18 protein-coding genes are annotated in these 15,403 nt (G+C 62.7%); 1 reads left to right on the top strand and 17 read right to left on the bottom strand.

The features are described 5' to 3' along the window. Positions 1-2: 2 nt before the first annotated feature. The 14 genes from V3314_RS08235 to trmJ all read right to left on the bottom strand — a co-directional run bounded on the left by V3314_RS08235 (position 3) and on the right by trmJ (position 10,775). Positions 3-1,058, bottom strand: coding sequence for a RodZ domain-containing protein (locus tag V3314_RS08235; RefSeq protein WP_046615808.1), 1,056 nt, complete (start codon positions 1,056-1,058; stop codon positions 3-5). Further along, entirely contained in the window at positions 1,055-1,816 is a 762-nt protein-coding gene (gene pilW, locus V3314_RS08230) for a type IV pilus biogenesis/stability protein PilW (protein WP_046615809.1), read from the bottom strand. The genes V3314_RS08235 and pilW overlap by 4 nt, the downstream gene beginning before the upstream one ends. Before the next feature lie 14 nt (positions 1,817-1,830). Continuing rightward, entirely contained in the window at positions 1,831-2,976 is a 1,146-nt protein-coding gene (rlmN, locus tag V3314_RS08225; RefSeq protein WP_046615810.1) for a 23S rRNA (adenine(2503)-C(2))-methyltransferase RlmN, read from the bottom strand. A 24-nt stretch (positions 2,977-3,000) separates the two neighbouring features. After that, positions 3,001-3,432 (bottom strand): nucleoside-diphosphate kinase, encoded by a 432-nt coding sequence (gene ndk / locus V3314_RS08220; RefSeq protein WP_023382208.1) that lies wholly within the window; start codon positions 3,430-3,432, stop codon positions 3,001-3,003. A gap of 89 nt (positions 3,433-3,521) precedes the next feature. Next, entirely contained in the window at positions 3,522-3,722 is a 201-nt protein-coding gene (iscX, locus tag V3314_RS08215; protein WP_003257859.1) for a Fe-S cluster assembly protein IscX, read from the bottom strand. A 10-nt stretch (positions 3,723-3,732) separates the two neighbouring features. Then, complete coding sequence (gene fdx, locus V3314_RS08210) at positions 3,733-4,074, bottom strand: ISC system 2Fe-2S type ferredoxin (RefSeq protein WP_013971020.1); 342 nt, start codon at positions 4,072-4,074, stop codon at positions 3,733-3,735. 3 nt (positions 4,075-4,077) lie between these two features. Next, entirely contained in the window at positions 4,078-5,940 is a 1,863-nt protein-coding gene (hscA, locus tag V3314_RS08205; RefSeq protein ID WP_046615811.1) for a Fe-S protein assembly chaperone HscA, read from the bottom strand. 42 nt (positions 5,941-5,982) lie between these two features. Continuing rightward, complete coding sequence (gene hscB, locus V3314_RS08200; protein WP_046615812.1) at positions 5,983-6,504, bottom strand: co-chaperone HscB; 522 nt, start codon at positions 6,502-6,504, stop codon at positions 5,983-5,985. An 8-nt stretch (positions 6,505-6,512) separates the two neighbouring features. Beyond that, complete coding sequence (gene iscA, locus V3314_RS08195) at positions 6,513-6,836, bottom strand: iron-sulfur cluster assembly protein IscA (RefSeq protein ID WP_003257854.1); 324 nt, start codon at positions 6,834-6,836, stop codon at positions 6,513-6,515. 28 nt (positions 6,837-6,864) lie between these two features. Beyond that, positions 6,865-7,251 carry a Fe-S cluster assembly scaffold IscU gene (gene iscU, locus V3314_RS08190; RefSeq protein ID WP_003248539.1) on the bottom strand — a complete coding sequence of 129 codons (387 nt, stop codon included), beginning with the start codon at positions 7,249-7,251 and terminating at the stop codon, positions 6,865-6,867. A 46-nt stretch (positions 7,252-7,297) separates the two neighbouring features. Beyond that, complete coding sequence (locus V3314_RS08185) at positions 7,298-8,512, bottom strand: IscS subfamily cysteine desulfurase (protein ID WP_338460126.1); 1,215 nt, start codon at positions 8,510-8,512, stop codon at positions 7,298-7,300. Positions 8,513-8,558: 46 nt separating this feature from the next. Further along, on the bottom strand, positions 8,559-9,050 hold the full coding sequence (gene iscR / locus V3314_RS08180; RefSeq protein WP_008092572.1) for a Fe-S cluster assembly transcriptional regulator IscR: 492 nt from the start codon (positions 9,048-9,050) through the stop codon (positions 8,559-8,561). A gap of 180 nt (positions 9,051-9,230) precedes the next feature. After that, positions 9,231-10,016, bottom strand: coding sequence for a serine O-acetyltransferase (gene cysE / locus V3314_RS08175; RefSeq protein WP_046615813.1), 786 nt, complete (start codon positions 10,014-10,016; stop codon positions 9,231-9,233). A gap of 3 nt (positions 10,017-10,019) precedes the next feature. Further along, positions 10,020-10,775 (bottom strand): tRNA (cytosine(32)/uridine(32)-2'-O)-methyltransferase TrmJ, encoded by a 756-nt coding sequence (trmJ, locus tag V3314_RS08170; protein WP_015269011.1) that lies wholly within the window; start codon positions 10,773-10,775, stop codon positions 10,020-10,022. A 151-nt stretch (positions 10,776-10,926) separates the two neighbouring features. Here trmJ and suhB point away from each other — a divergent pair, with 151 nt between their 5' ends. After that, positions 10,927-11,745, top strand: a complete 819-nt coding sequence (gene suhB, locus V3314_RS08165; RefSeq protein ID WP_025337769.1) for an inositol-phosphate phosphatase — start codon at positions 10,927-10,929, stop codon at positions 11,743-11,745. A gap of 169 nt (positions 11,746-11,914) precedes the next feature. Here suhB and V3314_RS08160 read toward each other — a convergent pair whose 3' ends face one another. The 3 genes from V3314_RS08160 to secD form a co-directional block, all read right to left on the bottom strand. Next, on the bottom strand, positions 11,915-12,457 hold the full coding sequence (locus V3314_RS08160) for a glycine zipper 2TM domain-containing protein (RefSeq protein WP_013971012.1): 543 nt from the start codon (positions 12,455-12,457) through the stop codon (positions 11,915-11,917). 119 nt (positions 12,458-12,576) lie between these two features. Next, positions 12,577-13,485 (bottom strand): protein translocase subunit SecF, encoded by a 909-nt coding sequence (gene secF / locus V3314_RS08155; protein WP_046615814.1) that lies wholly within the window; start codon positions 13,483-13,485, stop codon positions 12,577-12,579. 10 nt (positions 13,486-13,495) lie between these two features. Beyond that, positions 13,496-15,358, bottom strand: coding sequence for a protein translocase subunit SecD (gene secD, locus V3314_RS08150; protein WP_046615815.1), 1,863 nt, complete (start codon positions 15,356-15,358; stop codon positions 13,496-13,498). Between the last annotated feature and the right edge of the window lie 45 nt (positions 15,359-15,403).

Here is a 15,403-nt window from a genome sequence, read left to right as displayed (position 1 = left end):
GATTACTGTCCCAACTTCAGGCGAGCTGTCTCGCCACTGGTGAACGGGGCAACATCGACGGCCTGGCCGTTGTAGCTGACCTGGGCGCCACGGGCAAAGCCCAGGCGTACCGAGAACGGCGGCTTGCCGGTCAGCTCGAGGTTGTCCCCCTTGCGCTTGATGGCGCTGAACAGCACCTTGCCGTTGCCGTCGGTGACCTGGGTCCAGCAATCGGCGACGAACTGGATGGCGACCTTGGCGCTGCCAGCCGGCACCACGGCAGGGGCAGCAGGCTCGGCAGCGGCCACGGCCGCTACGGGCGTAGCAGGTGCAACAGCCGCCGGGGCCGGAGCCGGGGCAACCGGTGCTACCGGCGCAGGCGCTGCAGCAGGGGCGCTGGCGACCGGTGGCACAGGCGCCTGCTGGGCTGGATTTGGCACCGCGGCAGCGGTAGCAGCAGGTGCCGGGCTTGCCGGTGCCTGTTCGGCGGCGGCAGGCTGCTCGGCAGCGCCCTGCTCCAGCGGCAGCGGCGCGCTCTCGGGCTGCTGCCCAGCGGAGACAGCCTGGTCTTCAGGCTCATCGAGCGGGTGAATCTGGGTGGTACCGTCGGCGCTTTCGACTTCGACGTGCTCCAGGGCGATCTTGGCCAGGTCCTTGCCACGCAGGCTGCCCTGGTCCTGCCACCAGACAAAGCCGCCACCGACCACGGCCACCAGCAGCAGCAGGCTGACGCCGCGCAGGATATTGTGAGACAGCCGCACCGGCTCTTCGATACGGCCCAGCGAATGCACGTCGCTGCCTTTGGCGTGGGTACCGGTGTAACGGTCGAAGGCCTCCACCAAGGCAGCCTGGTCCAGGTCCATCAGCTTGGCATAGGCGCGGATATAACCACGGGCGAAGGTATGCCCCGGCAGCTTGTCGAAGGCGCCGGTTTCCACGTGGTTCAACGAACTGACAGTGAGGTTGAGCTTGCGGGCCACCTCGGCTTGTGACCAGTCCCGGTTCTCACGGGCCTGACGCAAAAGCTCACCGGGGTTCTGGCCAGGCGCTACTGCTACTTCGGGATGCGCGGCTTTCATCGTTGCTCCGACAGGTATTGCTGATATTCCGGCGTACCGGGATAAAGTCGTTGTAATTGCTGGCCCAGCTCGGCCAGTGTGCCCTGCTCGTCGAATACCCTGGCAAGGCGACTGCCTAGCAGCAGGCTACGGGCATCGTGGTCGCTCAACTGGCTGAAACGATCGTAGTATTCCCGGGCCGGCACATAATGCCTGTTTTCGTAGGACAACTCAGCCATTTCCAGCAAGGCTTTCGGCTGCCGCTGGTTGAGTTGCAAAGCTTTCAGCAGATACGCATGGGCCTGGTCGCGGCGCTCGAGCTTCAGAGCGGTCAGGCCCAGGTTCTCGTACACGCGTGAGCGCTCAGGATACAGGGTATCGGCGCTGGCAAGGCGAAACATCTGCTCGGCCTCGGCAAATCGCCCCTGAGCATAAAGGAAACTGCCGTAATTGTTGCGAATTCGCGTGTCGCCCGTGCGTGCGTGCAGCGCCTTGCGAAAGTGAGCTTCGGCCAGCGCCGGCTCGCCTTCGGCCTGGAAGACCAGCGCCAGGGCGGCGTGCGCGTCGGCATCTCCGCCATCCAGGGCCAGGGCCTTGCCCAGCGGCGCCTTGGCCTGCTCGGTCAAACCCTGTTGCAAATAACCCAGCCCAAGCTGCACATAGGCCCGCCCCGCCTCTGCCCTGCCCTGGCGGCTGGCCAGGGGGTCGCTCGCACCGCCCGACACGCAGCCGGCCAGCAGCGAAAGCGCAAGGATCGACAGCGCGGCGCGCAGGCTCATGGGCAAGGTCCCGGTCAGTGGCTGGCGGGGCTGTCTTGCAGCTCGGCGTCCGCGGACAGCTGGCGCACAGCGATGTAGCGCTCGCTGCGGCGGGTGCGGTCGTTGACCTGGCCGACCAGCTGACCACAGGCAGCGTCGATGTCATCACCACGGGTGGTGCGGGTAGTGACGTTGAAGCCACCGTGGTGCAACAGGTCCTGGAAACGGCGGATGGCGTTGTTGCTTGGCCGCTCGTAGCCGGAGTGCGGGAACGGGTTGAACGGGATCAGGTTGATCTTGCATGGTACGTCGCGCAGCAGCTCGATCATTTGCGCAGCATGCTCAGGCTGATCGTTTACGTCCTTGAGCAGGGTGTACTCGATGGTCAGCACGCGCTTGCCACCCAGGGTGGACATGTAGCCCATGCACGATTCCAGCAGCATCTTCAGCGGGTACTTCTTGTTGATCGGTACCAGCTTGTTGCGCAGTTCGTCGTTCGGTGCGTGCAGCGACAGGGCCAGCGACACGTCGATGTGCTTTGCCAGCTCGTCGATCATCGGCACCACGCCCGAGGTGGACAGTGTGACGCGACGCTTGGAAATGCCATAGCCCAGATCTTCCATCATGATCTTCATGGCGGCGATGACATTATCGAAATTCAGCAGGGGTTCGCCCATGCCCATCATGACCACGTTGGTAATGGCGCGGTCGATCTTGGCCGGAACGGTCCCGAAGGATTTGTTGGCAAGCCACACCTGGCCGATCACTTCGGCGGCGGTGAGGTTGCTGTTGAAGCCTTGCTTGCCGGTGGAGCAGAAGCTGCAGTCCAGGGCACAGCCGGCTTGCGACGACACGCACAGGGTGCCGCGATCGTCGGTGGGGATGTAGACGGTCTCGACGCAGCTGCCGGAGGCAACGCGGACCACCCACTTGCGGGTACCGTCGGCGGAAATGTCTTCACTGACCACTTCCGGGCCCCGAATCTCGGCAACGGCCTCGAGCTTTTCGCGCAAGGCCTTGCCGACATTGGTCATGGCGGCGAAATCGTCGACGCCAAAGTGGTGAATCCATTTCATGACCTGACCGGCACGAAAACGCTTCTCTCCGATCGACTCGAAGAATTTTTCCATTTCCTGCAGGGTCAGGCCCAACAGGTTGATCTTGCCAGTCATGTCACTCATGGAATCACCCAAGACCTGCTTCGCTTAGCGAATGCGGTCGCACAGCTCGGTAGCGGAGAAGAAGTAAGCGATTTCGCGGGCAGCCGAAGCTTCCGAGTCGGAACCGTGAACAGCGTTTTCGTCGATGGAAACGGCGAAGTCAGCACGGATGGTGCCGGCAGCAGCTTCTTTCGGGTTGGTGGCGCCCATCAGCTCGCGGTTGGCCAGAACGGCGTTTTCGCCTTCCAGAACCTGAACGATGACCGGGCCGGAAGTCATGAAGGCAACCAGGTCAGCGAAGAAGCCGCGCTCTTTGTGCTCGGCGTAGAAGCCTTCGGCTTCGGCTTTGGACAGTTGCTTCATTTTCGAAGCGACGACGCGCAGGCCGGCTTTCTCGAAACGAGTGGTGATCTCGCCGATGACGTTCTTGGCAACGGCGTCAGGCTTGATGATGGAGAAAGTACGTTGAACAGCCATGGAAAACTCCAGAAATATGAGTGTTGCGAAAAATTAAACCCGCGAATTATACGCGGGTTCCAGGGGATTGCCTAACCTGCAGGACGCGTTCAGTCGGCTTCTTCGATCCAGGCCGCCTGGATGGCCTCGAGCACTTTCTCACCGCCGCGTGACGGATCGTCGCTGAATTCTGGCAAAGCCAGCACCCAGCGGTGCAGATCGACGAAATTCACATAACGAGGATCGACTTCCGGCTTGCTTTCTGCAAGCTGGATGGCGATCTCAAGTACATCAATCCATTTCAGGCTCATGGGGCAAACCTCAGTGCGGCGCTTCGGCGGCGTGGTTGAGCGAATACTTGGGGATCTCGATGACCAGGTCCTGGTCAGCGACGACCACCTGGCAGCCGAGGCGCGATTGAGCCTCCAGGCCCCAGGCCTTGTCCAGCATGTCCTCTTCCAGTTCGTCGGCCTCTTCGAGCGAGTCGAAGCCCTTGCGCACGATGCAGTGGCAAGTGGTGCAGGCCTTGACGCCGCCGCAGGCGCTTTCCATCTCGATGTGATGGTCGTGGGCCAGCTCCAGGATGTTGGTCCCGGTCTCGACTTCCACGGTCAGCCCTTCGGGGCAGAACTTCTCATGCGGCAGGAATGTCACCAGCGGCATCGGTTACTCCTCGATCTCATTCAGGTTGCGCCCGGCCAGTGCGGCTTTGACCGTCGAATCAAGGCGACGGGCGGCAAATGCGTCGGTCACCTGCGACAGACGCTTGGTCTGTTGCTCGATGGCTGCGCCATCGGTGCCGGCCAGCAAATCACGTAGTTCTTGCATCTGGAATTCGATGGCGTCGCGCTCGTCACTGCTGAGCAGGCGCTCACCGTCGGCGTCCAGGGCGCCCTGTACCGCTTCGAGCAGGCGCTCGCCGTCCACCTGGTGCTCGCGCAGCTGGCGGGCCTGCTTGTCGGAACCTGCGTGTTCGAAGGAATCCTTGAGCATGCGGGCGATTTCGCCGTCGGTCAGGCCGTAGGATGGCTTGACCTGAATGCTGGCTTCCACGCCCGAGCCCAGCTCGCGGGCGGCGACGCTGAGCAGGCCGTCGGCGTCGACCTGGAAGGTGACGCGGATTTTCGCCGCACCGGCGACCATGGCCGGGATGCCACGCAGCTCGAAGCGCGCCAGCGAGCGGCAGTCGCTGATCAGCTCGCGCTCGCCCTGCAGCACGTGGATCATCATGGCCGACTGGCCATCTTTATAGGTGGTGAACTCCTGAGCACGCGCCACCGGGATGGTGGTGTTGCGCGGGATCACCTTCTCCATCAGCCCGCCCATGGTCTCAAGGCCAAGCGACAGCGGGATGACATCCAACAGCAGCAGTTCGCCACCTTCGCGGCGGTTGCCGGCCAAGGTATCGGCCTGGATGGCGGCACCGATGGCCACCACCTGGTCGGGGTCGATCGAGGTCAGCGGAGTGCGGCCGAACAGTGCGCCGACAGCTTCACGCACACGCGGTACGCGGGTCGAACCACCGACCATGACCACGGCGCTGACTTCTTCCAGCTCGATACCGCTGTCACGCACGGCGCGGCGGCAGGCCTTGAGACTGCGGGCGACCATGGGCTCGATCATGGCTTCGAAACCGGCGCGGCTCAGCTCGCCCTGCCAGGTGCCATGGCTGACGCTGACCACGTCGGCGTCGGTCAGGGCTTCCTTGGCAGCGCAGGCAGTCTGCAACAGCGCGCGCTGGGTGGCCGGGTCCAGGTCGGACGACAGCCCGGCCTGCTCGATGATCCAGCCAGCAATGGCGTGGTCGAAGTCGTCACCACCCAGGGCGGTATCGCCACCGGTGGCCAGCACTTCGAATACGCCGGCAGTCAGGCGCAGGATGGAAATGTCGAAGGTACCGCCGCCCAGGTCATAGATGGCCACCACACCTTCGGCATTCTGGTCCAGGCCATAGGCCACGGCTGCGGCGGTCGGCTCGTTGAGCAGGCGCAGCACGTTCAGGCCGGCCAGGCGCGCAGCGTCCTTGGTGGCCTGGCGCTGGGCATCGTCGAAATAGGCCGGCACGGTGATCACGGCACCGACGAGTTCACCACCCAGGGTGGCTTCGGCACGCTCGCGCAGCACCTTGAGGATGTCGGCGGACACTTCCACCGGGCTCTTAGGCCCCTGTACGGTGTCGATGAACGGCATGTGCGACTCACCGCCAACGAAGCGGTACGGCAGCTGCTCGCCCAGTTGCTTGACGTCGGCCAGGCCGCGCCCCATCAGGCGCTTGACCGACAGCACTGTGTTCAGCGGGTCGCTGGAAGCGGCATCCCGCGCAGCCTGCCCCACTTCGCTGCGCCCTTCGAGGTAGCGCACCGCGGACGGCAGAATGACGTTGCCCTGTGCGTCGGGCAGGGGCTCGCTACGGCCGCTGCGCAGTGCGGCGACCAGGGAGTTGGTGGTACCCAGGTCGATCCCCACCGCCAGGCGGCGCTGATGCGGCTGAGGGCTTTGACCGGGTTCGGCAATCTGCAGTAGGGCCATGCTTATCTGAATACCTTAGGTGCCATCACGGGCAGCACCGGGTTAATCGTCGAGGCGCTCTTCCAGTTGGCGCACTTCTTGAGCGAGCTTGTCGAGGAACTGCATGCGGCGCATCAGGCGCTCGGCCTTGTCACGCTCGCCAGGGGCGTCCCAGCAGGCGGCGAAGTCCTCGTTCAGCGTGTCCTGAGCGGCTTTCAGACGCTTCTTGAACACAGCCACGCCATCGAGGTCAGCTTCGTCCTGCAGTTCTTCGAGCTCTTCACGCCATTGCATCTGCTGCAACAGGAAGTCAGGGTCGTGGACCGTGACCTCCTGAGGCACTTCGTGGCCGCCGATGGCCAGCAGGTAGCGGGCGCGACGCGGCGCACTGCGCAGTGTCTGGTAGGCGTCGTTGAGGGCCGCGGATTTTTCCAGCGCCACGCGCTGCTCGCGCTCGGAAGCGTCGGCAAAGCGGTCGGGATGGACTTCGCGGGCCAGCTCGCGATAGCGAGTGGCCAGCTTGTCGAGATCCAGGCGGAAACTTGGCTGGAGGTCAAACAATGCGAAATGACAAGGAGTACCCACAGCCAGCCTCAAACGTTGAAGCTTTCGCCGCAGCCACACTCACCGCGCACGTTGGGGTTGTTGAACTTGAAGCCTTCGTTCAACCCTTCCTTGACGAAGTCCAGTTCGGTGCCATCGAGGTAGACCAGGCTCTTGGGATCGATGATCACCTTGACGCCATGGTTCTCGAACACCTGGTCTTCGTCCGCCAGCTCGTCGACGAACTCCAGCACGTAGGCCAGGCCCGAGCAACCGGTGGTGCGCACGCCCAGGCGAATACCTTCGCCCTTGCCGCGCCCTTCCAGGGAACGCCGCACGTGGTTGGCGGCGGCTTCTGTCATGCTGATAGCCATCAGGACTCCTTACCTCGCAACAGGCGACTTAGATCAAGCCTTTCTTCTGCTTGTAATCGCGTACGGCTGCCTTGATGGCGTCTTCGGCGAGTACCGAGCAGTGGATCTTGACCGGCGGCAACGCCAGTTCTTCGGCCAGCTGGGTGTTCTTGATGGTCTCGGCTTCGTCCAGGGTCTTGCCCTTCATCCACTCGGTGGCGAGGGAGCTGGAAGCAATGGCCGAACCGCAGCCGTAGGTCTTGAACTTGGCGTCTTCGATCACGCCCTGCTCGTTGACCTTGATTTGCAGGCGCATCACATCACCGCAGGCCGGGGCGCCGACCATGCCGGTACCGACGTCCGGGTCTTCGGCGTTCATCTTGCCGACGTTGCGCGGGTTTTCGTAGTGGTCGATGACCTTTTCACTGTATGCCATGGTGCAATTCCTTCCTCATCAGGGAGCCGCTCTTGCCGGCGACTGCTTAGTGGGCGGCCCACTCGATCTTGGAGATGTCAACGCCGTCTTTGTACATGTCCCACAGCGGCGACAGCTCACGCAGTTTGTTGACGGCCTCGCAGACTTTCTGCGCGGCGTAGTCGACTTCTTCTTCGGTGGTGAAGCGGCCGAAAGAGAAGCGGATCGAGCTGTGCGCCAGCTCGTCGTTGCGGCCCAGGGCGCGCAGTACGTAGGACGGCTCGAGCGACGCGGAGGTGCAGGCCGAACCGGACGATACGGCGATGTCCTTCAGAGACATCAGCAGAGATTCGCCTTCGACGTAGTTGAAGCTCAGGTTCAGGTTGTGTGGTACGCGGGCAGTCTTGCTGCCGTTGACGTACAGCTCTTCGAGGTCCGAAACCTGCTTGAAGAAGCGGTCGCTCAGGGCCTTGATGCGCACGTTTTCTGCGGCCATTTCCTGCTTGGCGATAGCGAAGGCTTCGCCCATGCCGACGATCTGGTGGGTCGGCAGGGTGCCCGAACGCATGCCGCGTTCATGGCCACCACCGTGAATGATGGCTTCCAGGCGTACACGCGGCTTACGGCTGACGTACAGCGCGCCGATTCCTTTCGGGCCGTAGACCTTGTGCGCCGAGAACGACATCAGGTCGACCTTCAGCTTCTGCAGGTCGATTTCGACCTTGCCGGCCGACTGCGCGGCGTCAACGTGGAACAGCACGCCGCGCGAGCGGGTCATTTCACCGATGGCGGCGATATCGTTGATCGAGCCGACTTCGTTGTTCACGTGCATCAGCGATACCAGGATGGTGTCGTCGCGCAGCGCCGCCTCGACCATGGCCGGAGTGACGATGCCGTCTTCGCCTGGCTCGAGGTAGGTGACTTCGAAACCTTCACGCTCCAGCTGGCGAGCGGTATCCAAGACCGCCTTGTGCTCGATCTTGGAGGTGATGATGTGCTTGCCCTTGGTCTGATAGAAGTGCGCGACGCCCTTGAGTGCGAGGTTGTCGGACTCGGTGGCACCACTGGTCCAGACGATTTCGCGCGGATCGGCGTTGATCAGCTCGGCAACCTGGCGACGACCGTTCTCCACCGCTTCCTCGGCTTTCCAGCCAAAGACGTGGGAGCGCGAAGCCGGGTTACCGAAGTTCCCGTCGACCAGCAGGCAGTCGGCCATCTTCTGGGCCACGCGTGGATCGACCGGGGTGGTCGCGGAGTAATCGAGGTAGATCGGCAACTTCATTTGTCTCTCCTATCAGGCGGTGGCGTCGCTCGTCGTCCCGGTGGGATCAATCGACGGCGGACGTCTCAATCTTGTCCAGCTGGGCGGTTCGGCCTGCGACACGACGCAGGTCCTGGCGCTGGGCGACTTCCTGCACCTCACGGCGCATGACGAGGTCGGCCAGGCTTATACCGCTGAGGAATTCATGGATCTGCTGGCTGAGGTCGCACCACAGGTGGTGGGTCAGGCAGGTGTCACCGGCATGGCAGTCCCCGAGGCCCTGGCAACGGGTGGCATCGACCGATTCGTTGACCGCGTCGATGACCTGGGCCACCTGGATGGTTTCCATGCCTCGCGACAGCTGGTAGCCACCGCCTGGACCACGCACGCTGGAGACCAGGCTGCTGCGGCGCAGCTTGGCGAACAGCTGTTCCAGATAAGAGAGGGAAATGCCCTGGCGCTCGGAAATGTCGGCCAAAGACACCGGCCCATGCTGCGCGTGCAACGCCAGGTCGAGCATGGCGGTCACGGCGTATCGGCCTTTGGTAGTCAGTCGCATGGCTATTGGGTACCACGGGAGTTACAGGATGTGAGCGAGTATGCAATTCCCGAGCATTTAAGTCAACTATTAGACCTAGTGCTTTAGTCGGGTTTGCATCAGGGAGGCGGGCGCGATTGTAGCAGACAGGGGGGCGTGAGCACACGCCCCGTATGTCACCGTGATTTCAGCGCGGCGCAATCAATGCGATTGAGTGTCGCGCTGAGCCACCTGGGCAACTTCCGTGAAGTCATCTTCCGGCAGGGCTGGCAGCTCCTTGGCGCAGTAATCGCTGCCCATCTTGGTCAGGGCGCCGCACATGCCCTCCAGCCGCTCGTCGACTGCCTGCAGGTGGTCGAGCATCTGGCCGATGGCACGAGCCACCGGGTCGGGCATGTCGCCACTGACACCATAGGCGTCGAAACCGATCTTCTCGGCCATGGCCTTGCGCTTGGCCTCGACCTCATTGTCTTCGCTCTTGACGATGATTCGCCCCGGGATGCCGACCGCAGTGGCGCCAGCCGGCACTGCCTTGGTCACCACCGCATTGGAACCGATCTTGGCTCCGGCACCGACGGTGAACGGGCCCAGCACCTTGGCCCCCGCCCCTACCACCACGCCGTTTTCCAGGGTGGGGTGGCGCTTGCCTTTGTTCCAGCTGGTACCACCCAGGGTCACGCCCTGGTAAAGGGTGACATCGTCGCCGATTTCGGCGGTTTCGCCGATTACGATGCCCATGCCGTGGTCGATGAAGAAGCGCCGGCCGATGGTGGCGCCGGGGTGGATCTCGATACCGGTCAGCCAGCGACCGAAGTTGGACACCAGGCGGGCCAGCCACTTGAAATCACGCTTCCAGAGGGCATTGCCCAGCCGGTGCAGCCAGATGGCGTGCATGCCCGGGTAGCAGGTCAGCACCTCGAAGGCGTTGCGCGCAGCAGGGTCACGGTGGAATACGCTTTGAATATCTTCACGCAGGCGTTCGAACATCTGTCAGTCCTTCCGTTTATGCGGCTCGCCCCGGACCACTTTCTGGGTCTCGGTGAGGATGCCGCGCAAAATGCTCATTTCCGAACGTTCGACCGCCACCCGCCCATACAGCCGACGCAGGCGCGGCATCAGGTGCTTGGGCTTTTCGGGGTCGAGAAAGCCGATACCGACCAAGGTCTTCTCCAGGTGGTCGTAGAACAGCTCCATTTCGTCCATGGTCGCCAGCTCGCTGGCGTCAACCTTCTCGACCTTGCCCGGCACCGCACCAGCGGCAAGCCAGGCCATGCGCACCTCGTAGGAGAGCACCTGGACAGCGGCGGCCAGGTTCAGCGAGCTGAAGTCGGGGTTGGAGGGAATGTGCACGTGGAAGTGACATCGCTGCAGTTCTTCGTTGGTCAGGCCGGCGTGTTCACGCCCGAACACCAGGGCGATTTCCTCGCCACCGTTGGCGTGCTCCACCGCCTTGGCACCGCACTCGCGCGGGCCGATCAGCGGCCAGGGGATGCTCCGCTCACGGGCGCTGGTGCCCATCACCAGGTTACAGCCGACCAGCGCCTGCTCGAGGCTGTCGACCACCTGGGCGTTGTCCAGCACATCGTCGGCACCCGAGGCTCGGGCACTGGCATCCACGGCGGGGAATTCTTTCGGCTGCACCAGCACCAGACGCGACAAGCCCATGTTTTTCATGGCACGTGCAGCGCCGCCGATGTTGCCGGGGTGGCTGGTATTGACCAGAACAACACGAATATTTTGCAGCAAGGTGTTGTGCTCACAGATGCAGGAATCAGGGCCTTCGATCTTACAGAACCGACAGACGTAACGCCACGAAAGCAAATGTGACACTTCTGCCGCCAAAGTTTTCTGCTAGAATGATCGGCTTTCTTCTTTAACATCTCCAGGTGACCCGCCCATGCAGCCTATGCTGAATATCGCCCTGCGCGCCGCTCGCAGCGCCAGTGAACTGATTTTCCGCTCCATCGAACGCCTGGATAGCATCAAGGTCGATGAGAAAGAGGCCAAGGATTACGTCTCCGAAGTCGATCGCGCCGCCGAGCAGAGCATCGTCAACGCCCTGCGCAAGGCCTACCCGAACCACTCCATCCAGGGCGAGGAAACCGGCCTGCACGCGGGTAGCGGCGAAGAAGGCAAGGATTACCTGTGGATCATCGACCCGCTGGATGGCACCACCAACTTCCTGCGTGGCATCCCGCACTTCGCGGTCAGCATCGCCTGCAAATACCGTGGCCGCCTTGAGCACGCCGTGATCGTCGACCCGGTTCGCCAGGAAGAGTTCACCGCCAGCCGTGGCCGTGGCGCCCAGCTCAACGGCCGCCGCCTGCGTGTCAGCTCGCGCACCAGCCTGGAAGGCGCCCTGCTGGGCACCGGCTTCCCGTTCCGTGACAGCCAGATGGCTGACCTGGACAACTATCTGGGCATGTTCCGCGCCCTGACTGGCCAGACCGCTGGCATCCGCCGCGCGGGCTCCGCCAGCCTGGACCTGGCCTATGTGGCCGCCGGCCGTTTCGACGCCTTCTGGGAGTCGGGCCTGTCCGAATGGGACATGGCAGCCGGCGTGCTGTTGATCCAGGAAGCGGGCGGCCTGGTGAGCGACTTCAACGGTGGCCATGACTTCCTCGACAAGGGCCATATCGTTGCGGGCAACATCAAGTGCTTCAAGGCCGTGCTGACTGCTATCCAGCCGCACCTGCCAGAGAACATGAAGCGCTAAGCGCGGATTGCCGGCAAACAAAAAAGCACCCCTAGGGGTGCTTTTTTTGTGCCTGACAGTTTTGCATTGCCTGTGCCGGCCTCTTCGCGGGTGAACCCGCTCCCACAGGGTTGTGCGATCACTGTGGGAGCGGGTTCACCCGCGAAGAGGCCGGTACAGGCAACTCAAATTACTGCCCGGCTTCGCTGAGGATCAGCTTGCCATTCTTGTCCAGCGGAATGGTCGACCCGGGCTCGTGATCCATCTTCACCTGCCCCACCTTGTCGCCAATGGTGTACTTCACGTTGTAGCCCACCACTTTCTCGCTGATGTCGTTGACCGTATTGCAGCGGGTTTGCGTGGTAGTGTAGGTGTCACGCTCCTGCATGCCCTCCTGCACCTTGTTACCGGCATAACCACCACCGACCGCACCGGCCACGGTGGCGATCTTCTTGCCGCTACCACCACCGATCTGGTTACCCAGCAGGCCACCGGCAATGGCGCCCACCACGGTACCGGCGATCTGGTGCTGGTCCTTGACCGGCGCCTGCCGTGTCACGGCGACGTCCTTGCAGACCTCACGGGGGGTTTTTACCTGTTGTTTGATCGGTTGCACGTCGGTGACCTGTGCATATTCAGGCCCCTTGTTGACCAAGCTGTAGGTCGCGACAGCACCTCCGGCAGTCACACCGACAGCACCCAGTACCGCACCCACAAGCATTGATTTGTTCACATGAACCTCCTGATCATAACCCGCGGGTCCGACCCGCCTTCTCCCAGCCTTGGAGTAAAAAAAAAGGCGCGAGTTCAACACTCACGCCTTTTGGGCCGCCAAACGGCATGGAGTACGCCTTACGGACGGTCGTCCACACCGTCGGTCTTGGCCGGCGGGATCAGGTCTTCACTGCTCAGGTTCAGCCAGATCAGCACCACGTTGGCGATATAGATCGACGAATAGGTACCGGCCATGACGCCGATGAACAGGGCCAGCGAGAAGCCGAACAGGTTGTCGCCACCGAAGAACAGCAGCGCGGCAATGGCCAACAAGGTGGAAACCGAAGTGGCGATGGTACGCAGCAGGGTCTGGGTGGTGGAAACGTTGATGTTCTCGATCAGCGAGGCCTTGCGCATGACGCGGAAGTTCTCGCGCACCCGGTCAAACACGACGATGGTGTCGTTCAGCGAGTAGCCAATGATCGCCAGCACCGCCGCCAGTACCGTCAGGTCGAAGGTGATCTGGAAGAACGACAGGATACCCAGGGTCACCACCACGTCGTGGATCAGCGAGACGATCGCACCCACGGCGAACTTCCACTGGAAGCGGAATGCCAGGTAGATGAGGATGCCGCCCAAGGCCAGGAGCATACCCATGCCGCCCTGGTCACGCAGCTCTTCACCCACCTGCGGGCCAACGAACTCGACACGCTTGACCTTGGCCGGGTTGTCGCCGCCAGCCTTCTGCAGGGCCTCGGCAACCTTGTTGCCCAGCTGCGGGTCATCGCCCGGCATGCGCACCAGCAGGTCGGTGGTGGCGCCGAAGCTCTGCACCACCGCCTCGTTGAAGCCGGAATTGACCAGCTCGGCACGCACCGCCTTGAGATCGGCCGGGCGCTCGTAGGTCAGCTCGATCAGCGTACCGCCGGTGAAGTCCAGGCCGAAGTTAAGGCCCTTCTGCCACCAGCTGAACAGCGCCAGCACGGTGAGGAGCACGGTAACGGCGAACGCGACATTGCGCACGCCCATGAAGTTGATGGTTTTCATCGCAGCTCCCTCAAACCCACAGCTTCTTGATGTCACGCCCGCCGCAGGTCAGGTTGACCATTGCACGGGTCACCATGACGGCGGTGAACATCGAGGTGAAAATCCCGAGGGACATGGTGACCGCAAAGCCTTTGACCGGGCCGGTACCCATGGCGAACAGGATGCCGCCGACCAGCAGGCTGGTCAGGTTGGCGTCGATGATCGCGGTATAGGCGCGATTGAAGCCTTCGTGAATGGCGCGCTGCACCGACATGCCAGCGTTCAGCTCTTCGCGGATACGCGAGAAGATCAGCACGTTGGCGTCCACCGCCATACCCATGGTCAACACGATACCGGCAATACCCGGAAGGGTCAGGGTTGCGCCCAGCAGCGACATCAGCGCCAGCAGCAGGACCATGTTGCCTGCAAGGGCAATGGTGGCGATCACACCGAAGGCGCGATAGATGGCGATGATGAACAGCGAGACGAACAGCATGCCCCACAGCGACGCATCGATGCCCTTGGTGATGTTGTCAGCACCCAGGCTTGGGCCGATGGTGCGTTCTTCAGCAAAGTACATTGGCGCAGCCAGGCCACCGGCACGCAGCAGCAGGGCCAGTTCGGACGATTCGCCCTGGCCGTTCAGGCCGGTGATGCGGAACTGGCTGCCCAGCGGCGACTGGATGGTCGCCAGGCTGATGATCTTCTTCTCTTCCTGGAAGCTCTGTACGGCAACGTCCTTCTCGACGCCGTCGACGGTCTGCTTGACGTAGCGGGTGACCGGCTTCTGCTCGATGAAGATCACCGCCATGCTGCGACCGACGTTGCTGCGGGTAGCGCGAGTCATCAGCTCGCCACCGTGGCCATCGAGGCGGATGTTCACCTGCGGGCGACCTTGCTCGTCGAAGCTGGCCTGGGCGTCGGTTACCTGGTCACCGGTGATGATCAGGCCGCGCTCGACCGCGGCGGAACGGCCGCCTTCACGGAACTCGAACACCTCGGTAGTGGCCTTGGACGCGCCCGGCTCTGCACCGAAACGGAACTCCAGGTTGGCGGTTTTACCCAGGATACGCTTGGCTTCGGCAGTGTCCTGCACGCCTGGCAGCTCGACCACGATGCGGTTGGCGCCCTGGCGCTGTACCAGCGGCTCGGCTACACCCAGCTCGTTGACCCGGTTGCGGACGGTAGTGAGGTTCTGCTTGATCGAGTATTCGCGGATCTCGGCGACTTTCGCCTGGGTCAGCGCCAGACGCAGCACGGCGAGCTCGTTGCGCTCGGTGGTGGTCAGGTCGAAGTCGTTGAAATTCTTGCGGATCAGGGCACGGGCCTGTTCGCGGGTAGCATCGTCAGCGAAGCCCAGCATGATACCGCCATCCTGCTGAGGCAGGCTGCGGTAGCGGATGCGCTCTTTGCGCAGCAAGGTCTTGACCTCGCCTTCGTAGACTTTCATGCGGGCGTTCATGGCCTTGTCCATGTCCACTTCCAGCAGGAAGTGCACACCACCGGACAGGTCCAGGCCCAGCTTCATCGGGCTTGCGCCCAGGTTGCGCAGCCATTGCGGCGTAGTCTGGGCCAGGTTCAGGGCCACGACGTAATCATCGCCCAGTGCCTTGCGCACTACATCCTTGGCTGGCAGCTGGTCTTCCTGATTGGTCAGGCGGATCAGCCCGCTGCCCTTCTCACCCAGGCTAGCGCCCTTCACGGCGATCTTGGCATCGCCCAGCGCCTTGCTGACGCGGTCGAGGTCAGCCTGGTTCACCTGCAGCGCCGAACTGGCACCACTGATCTGTACCGCCGGATCATCCGGGTAGAGGTTGGGAGCGGAATAAATAAAACCGATCGCCAGTACCAGCACGATCAGTGCGTATTTCCACAGAGGGTATTTGTTCAGCATCACGCCGCCCGTTCAAGACGCGGGGCGCTTTGCGCGCCCCGACTG

It is taken from the genome of Pseudomonas sp. TE3-3-F2023 (genome assembly GCF_036784815.1).
Classification (GTDB): Bacteria; Pseudomonadota; Gammaproteobacteria; order Pseudomonadales; family Pseudomonadaceae; genus Aquipseudomonas; species Aquipseudomonas pudica.
This window is presented reverse-complemented; position numbering and strand designations above follow the sequence as displayed.

Excerpts from the sequence above, each read along its gene's own strand:
- secD (WP_046615815.1), bottom strand. The coding sequence starts at position 15,358 with ATGCTGAACAAATACCCTCTGTGGAAATACGCACTGATCGTGCTGGTA.
- rlmN (WP_046615810.1), bottom strand. The coding sequence starts at position 2,976 with ATGAGTGACATGACTGGCAAGATCAACCTGTTGGGCCTGACCCTGCAG.
- fdx (WP_013971020.1), bottom strand. The coding sequence starts at position 4,074 with ATGCCGCTGGTGACATTCCTGCCGCATGAGAAGTTCTGCCCCGAAGGG.
- V3314_RS08235 (WP_046615808.1), bottom strand. The coding sequence starts at position 1,058 with ATGAAAGCCGCGCATCCCGAAGTAGCAGTAGCGCCTGGCCAGAACCCC.
- hscA (WP_046615811.1), bottom strand. The coding sequence starts at position 5,940 with ATGGCCCTACTGCAGATTGCCGAACCCGGTCAAAGCCCTCAGCCGCAT.
- iscR (WP_008092572.1), bottom strand. The coding sequence starts at position 9,050 with ATGCGACTGACTACCAAAGGCCGATACGCCGTGACCGCCATGCTCGAC.
- cysE (WP_046615813.1), bottom strand. The coding sequence starts at position 10,016 with ATGTTCGAACGCCTGCGTGAAGATATTCAAAGCGTATTCCACCGTGAC.
- secF (WP_046615814.1), bottom strand. The coding sequence starts at position 13,485 with ATGAAAACCATCAACTTCATGGGCGTGCGCAATGTCGCGTTCGCCGTT.
- iscX (WP_003257859.1), bottom strand. The coding sequence starts at position 3,722 with ATGAGCCTGAAATGGATTGATGTACTTGAGATCGCCATCCAGCTTGCA.
- V3314_RS08185 (WP_338460126.1), bottom strand. The coding sequence starts at position 8,512 with ATGAAGTTGCCGATCTACCTCGATTACTCCGCGACCACCCCGGTCGAT.
- suhB (WP_025337769.1), top strand. The coding sequence starts at position 10,927 with ATGCAGCCTATGCTGAATATCGCCCTGCGCGCCGCTCGCAGCGCCAGT.
- ndk (WP_023382208.1), bottom strand. The coding sequence starts at position 3,432 with ATGGCTGTTCAACGTACTTTCTCCATCATCAAGCCTGACGCCGTTGCC.
- iscU (WP_003248539.1), bottom strand. The coding sequence starts at position 7,251 with ATGGCATACAGTGAAAAGGTCATCGACCACTACGAAAACCCGCGCAAC.
- iscA (WP_003257854.1), bottom strand. The coding sequence starts at position 6,836 with ATGGCTATCAGCATGACAGAAGCCGCCGCCAACCACGTGCGGCGTTCC.
- pilW (WP_046615809.1), bottom strand. The coding sequence starts at position 1,816 with ATGAGCCTGCGCGCCGCGCTGTCGATCCTTGCGCTTTCGCTGCTGGCC.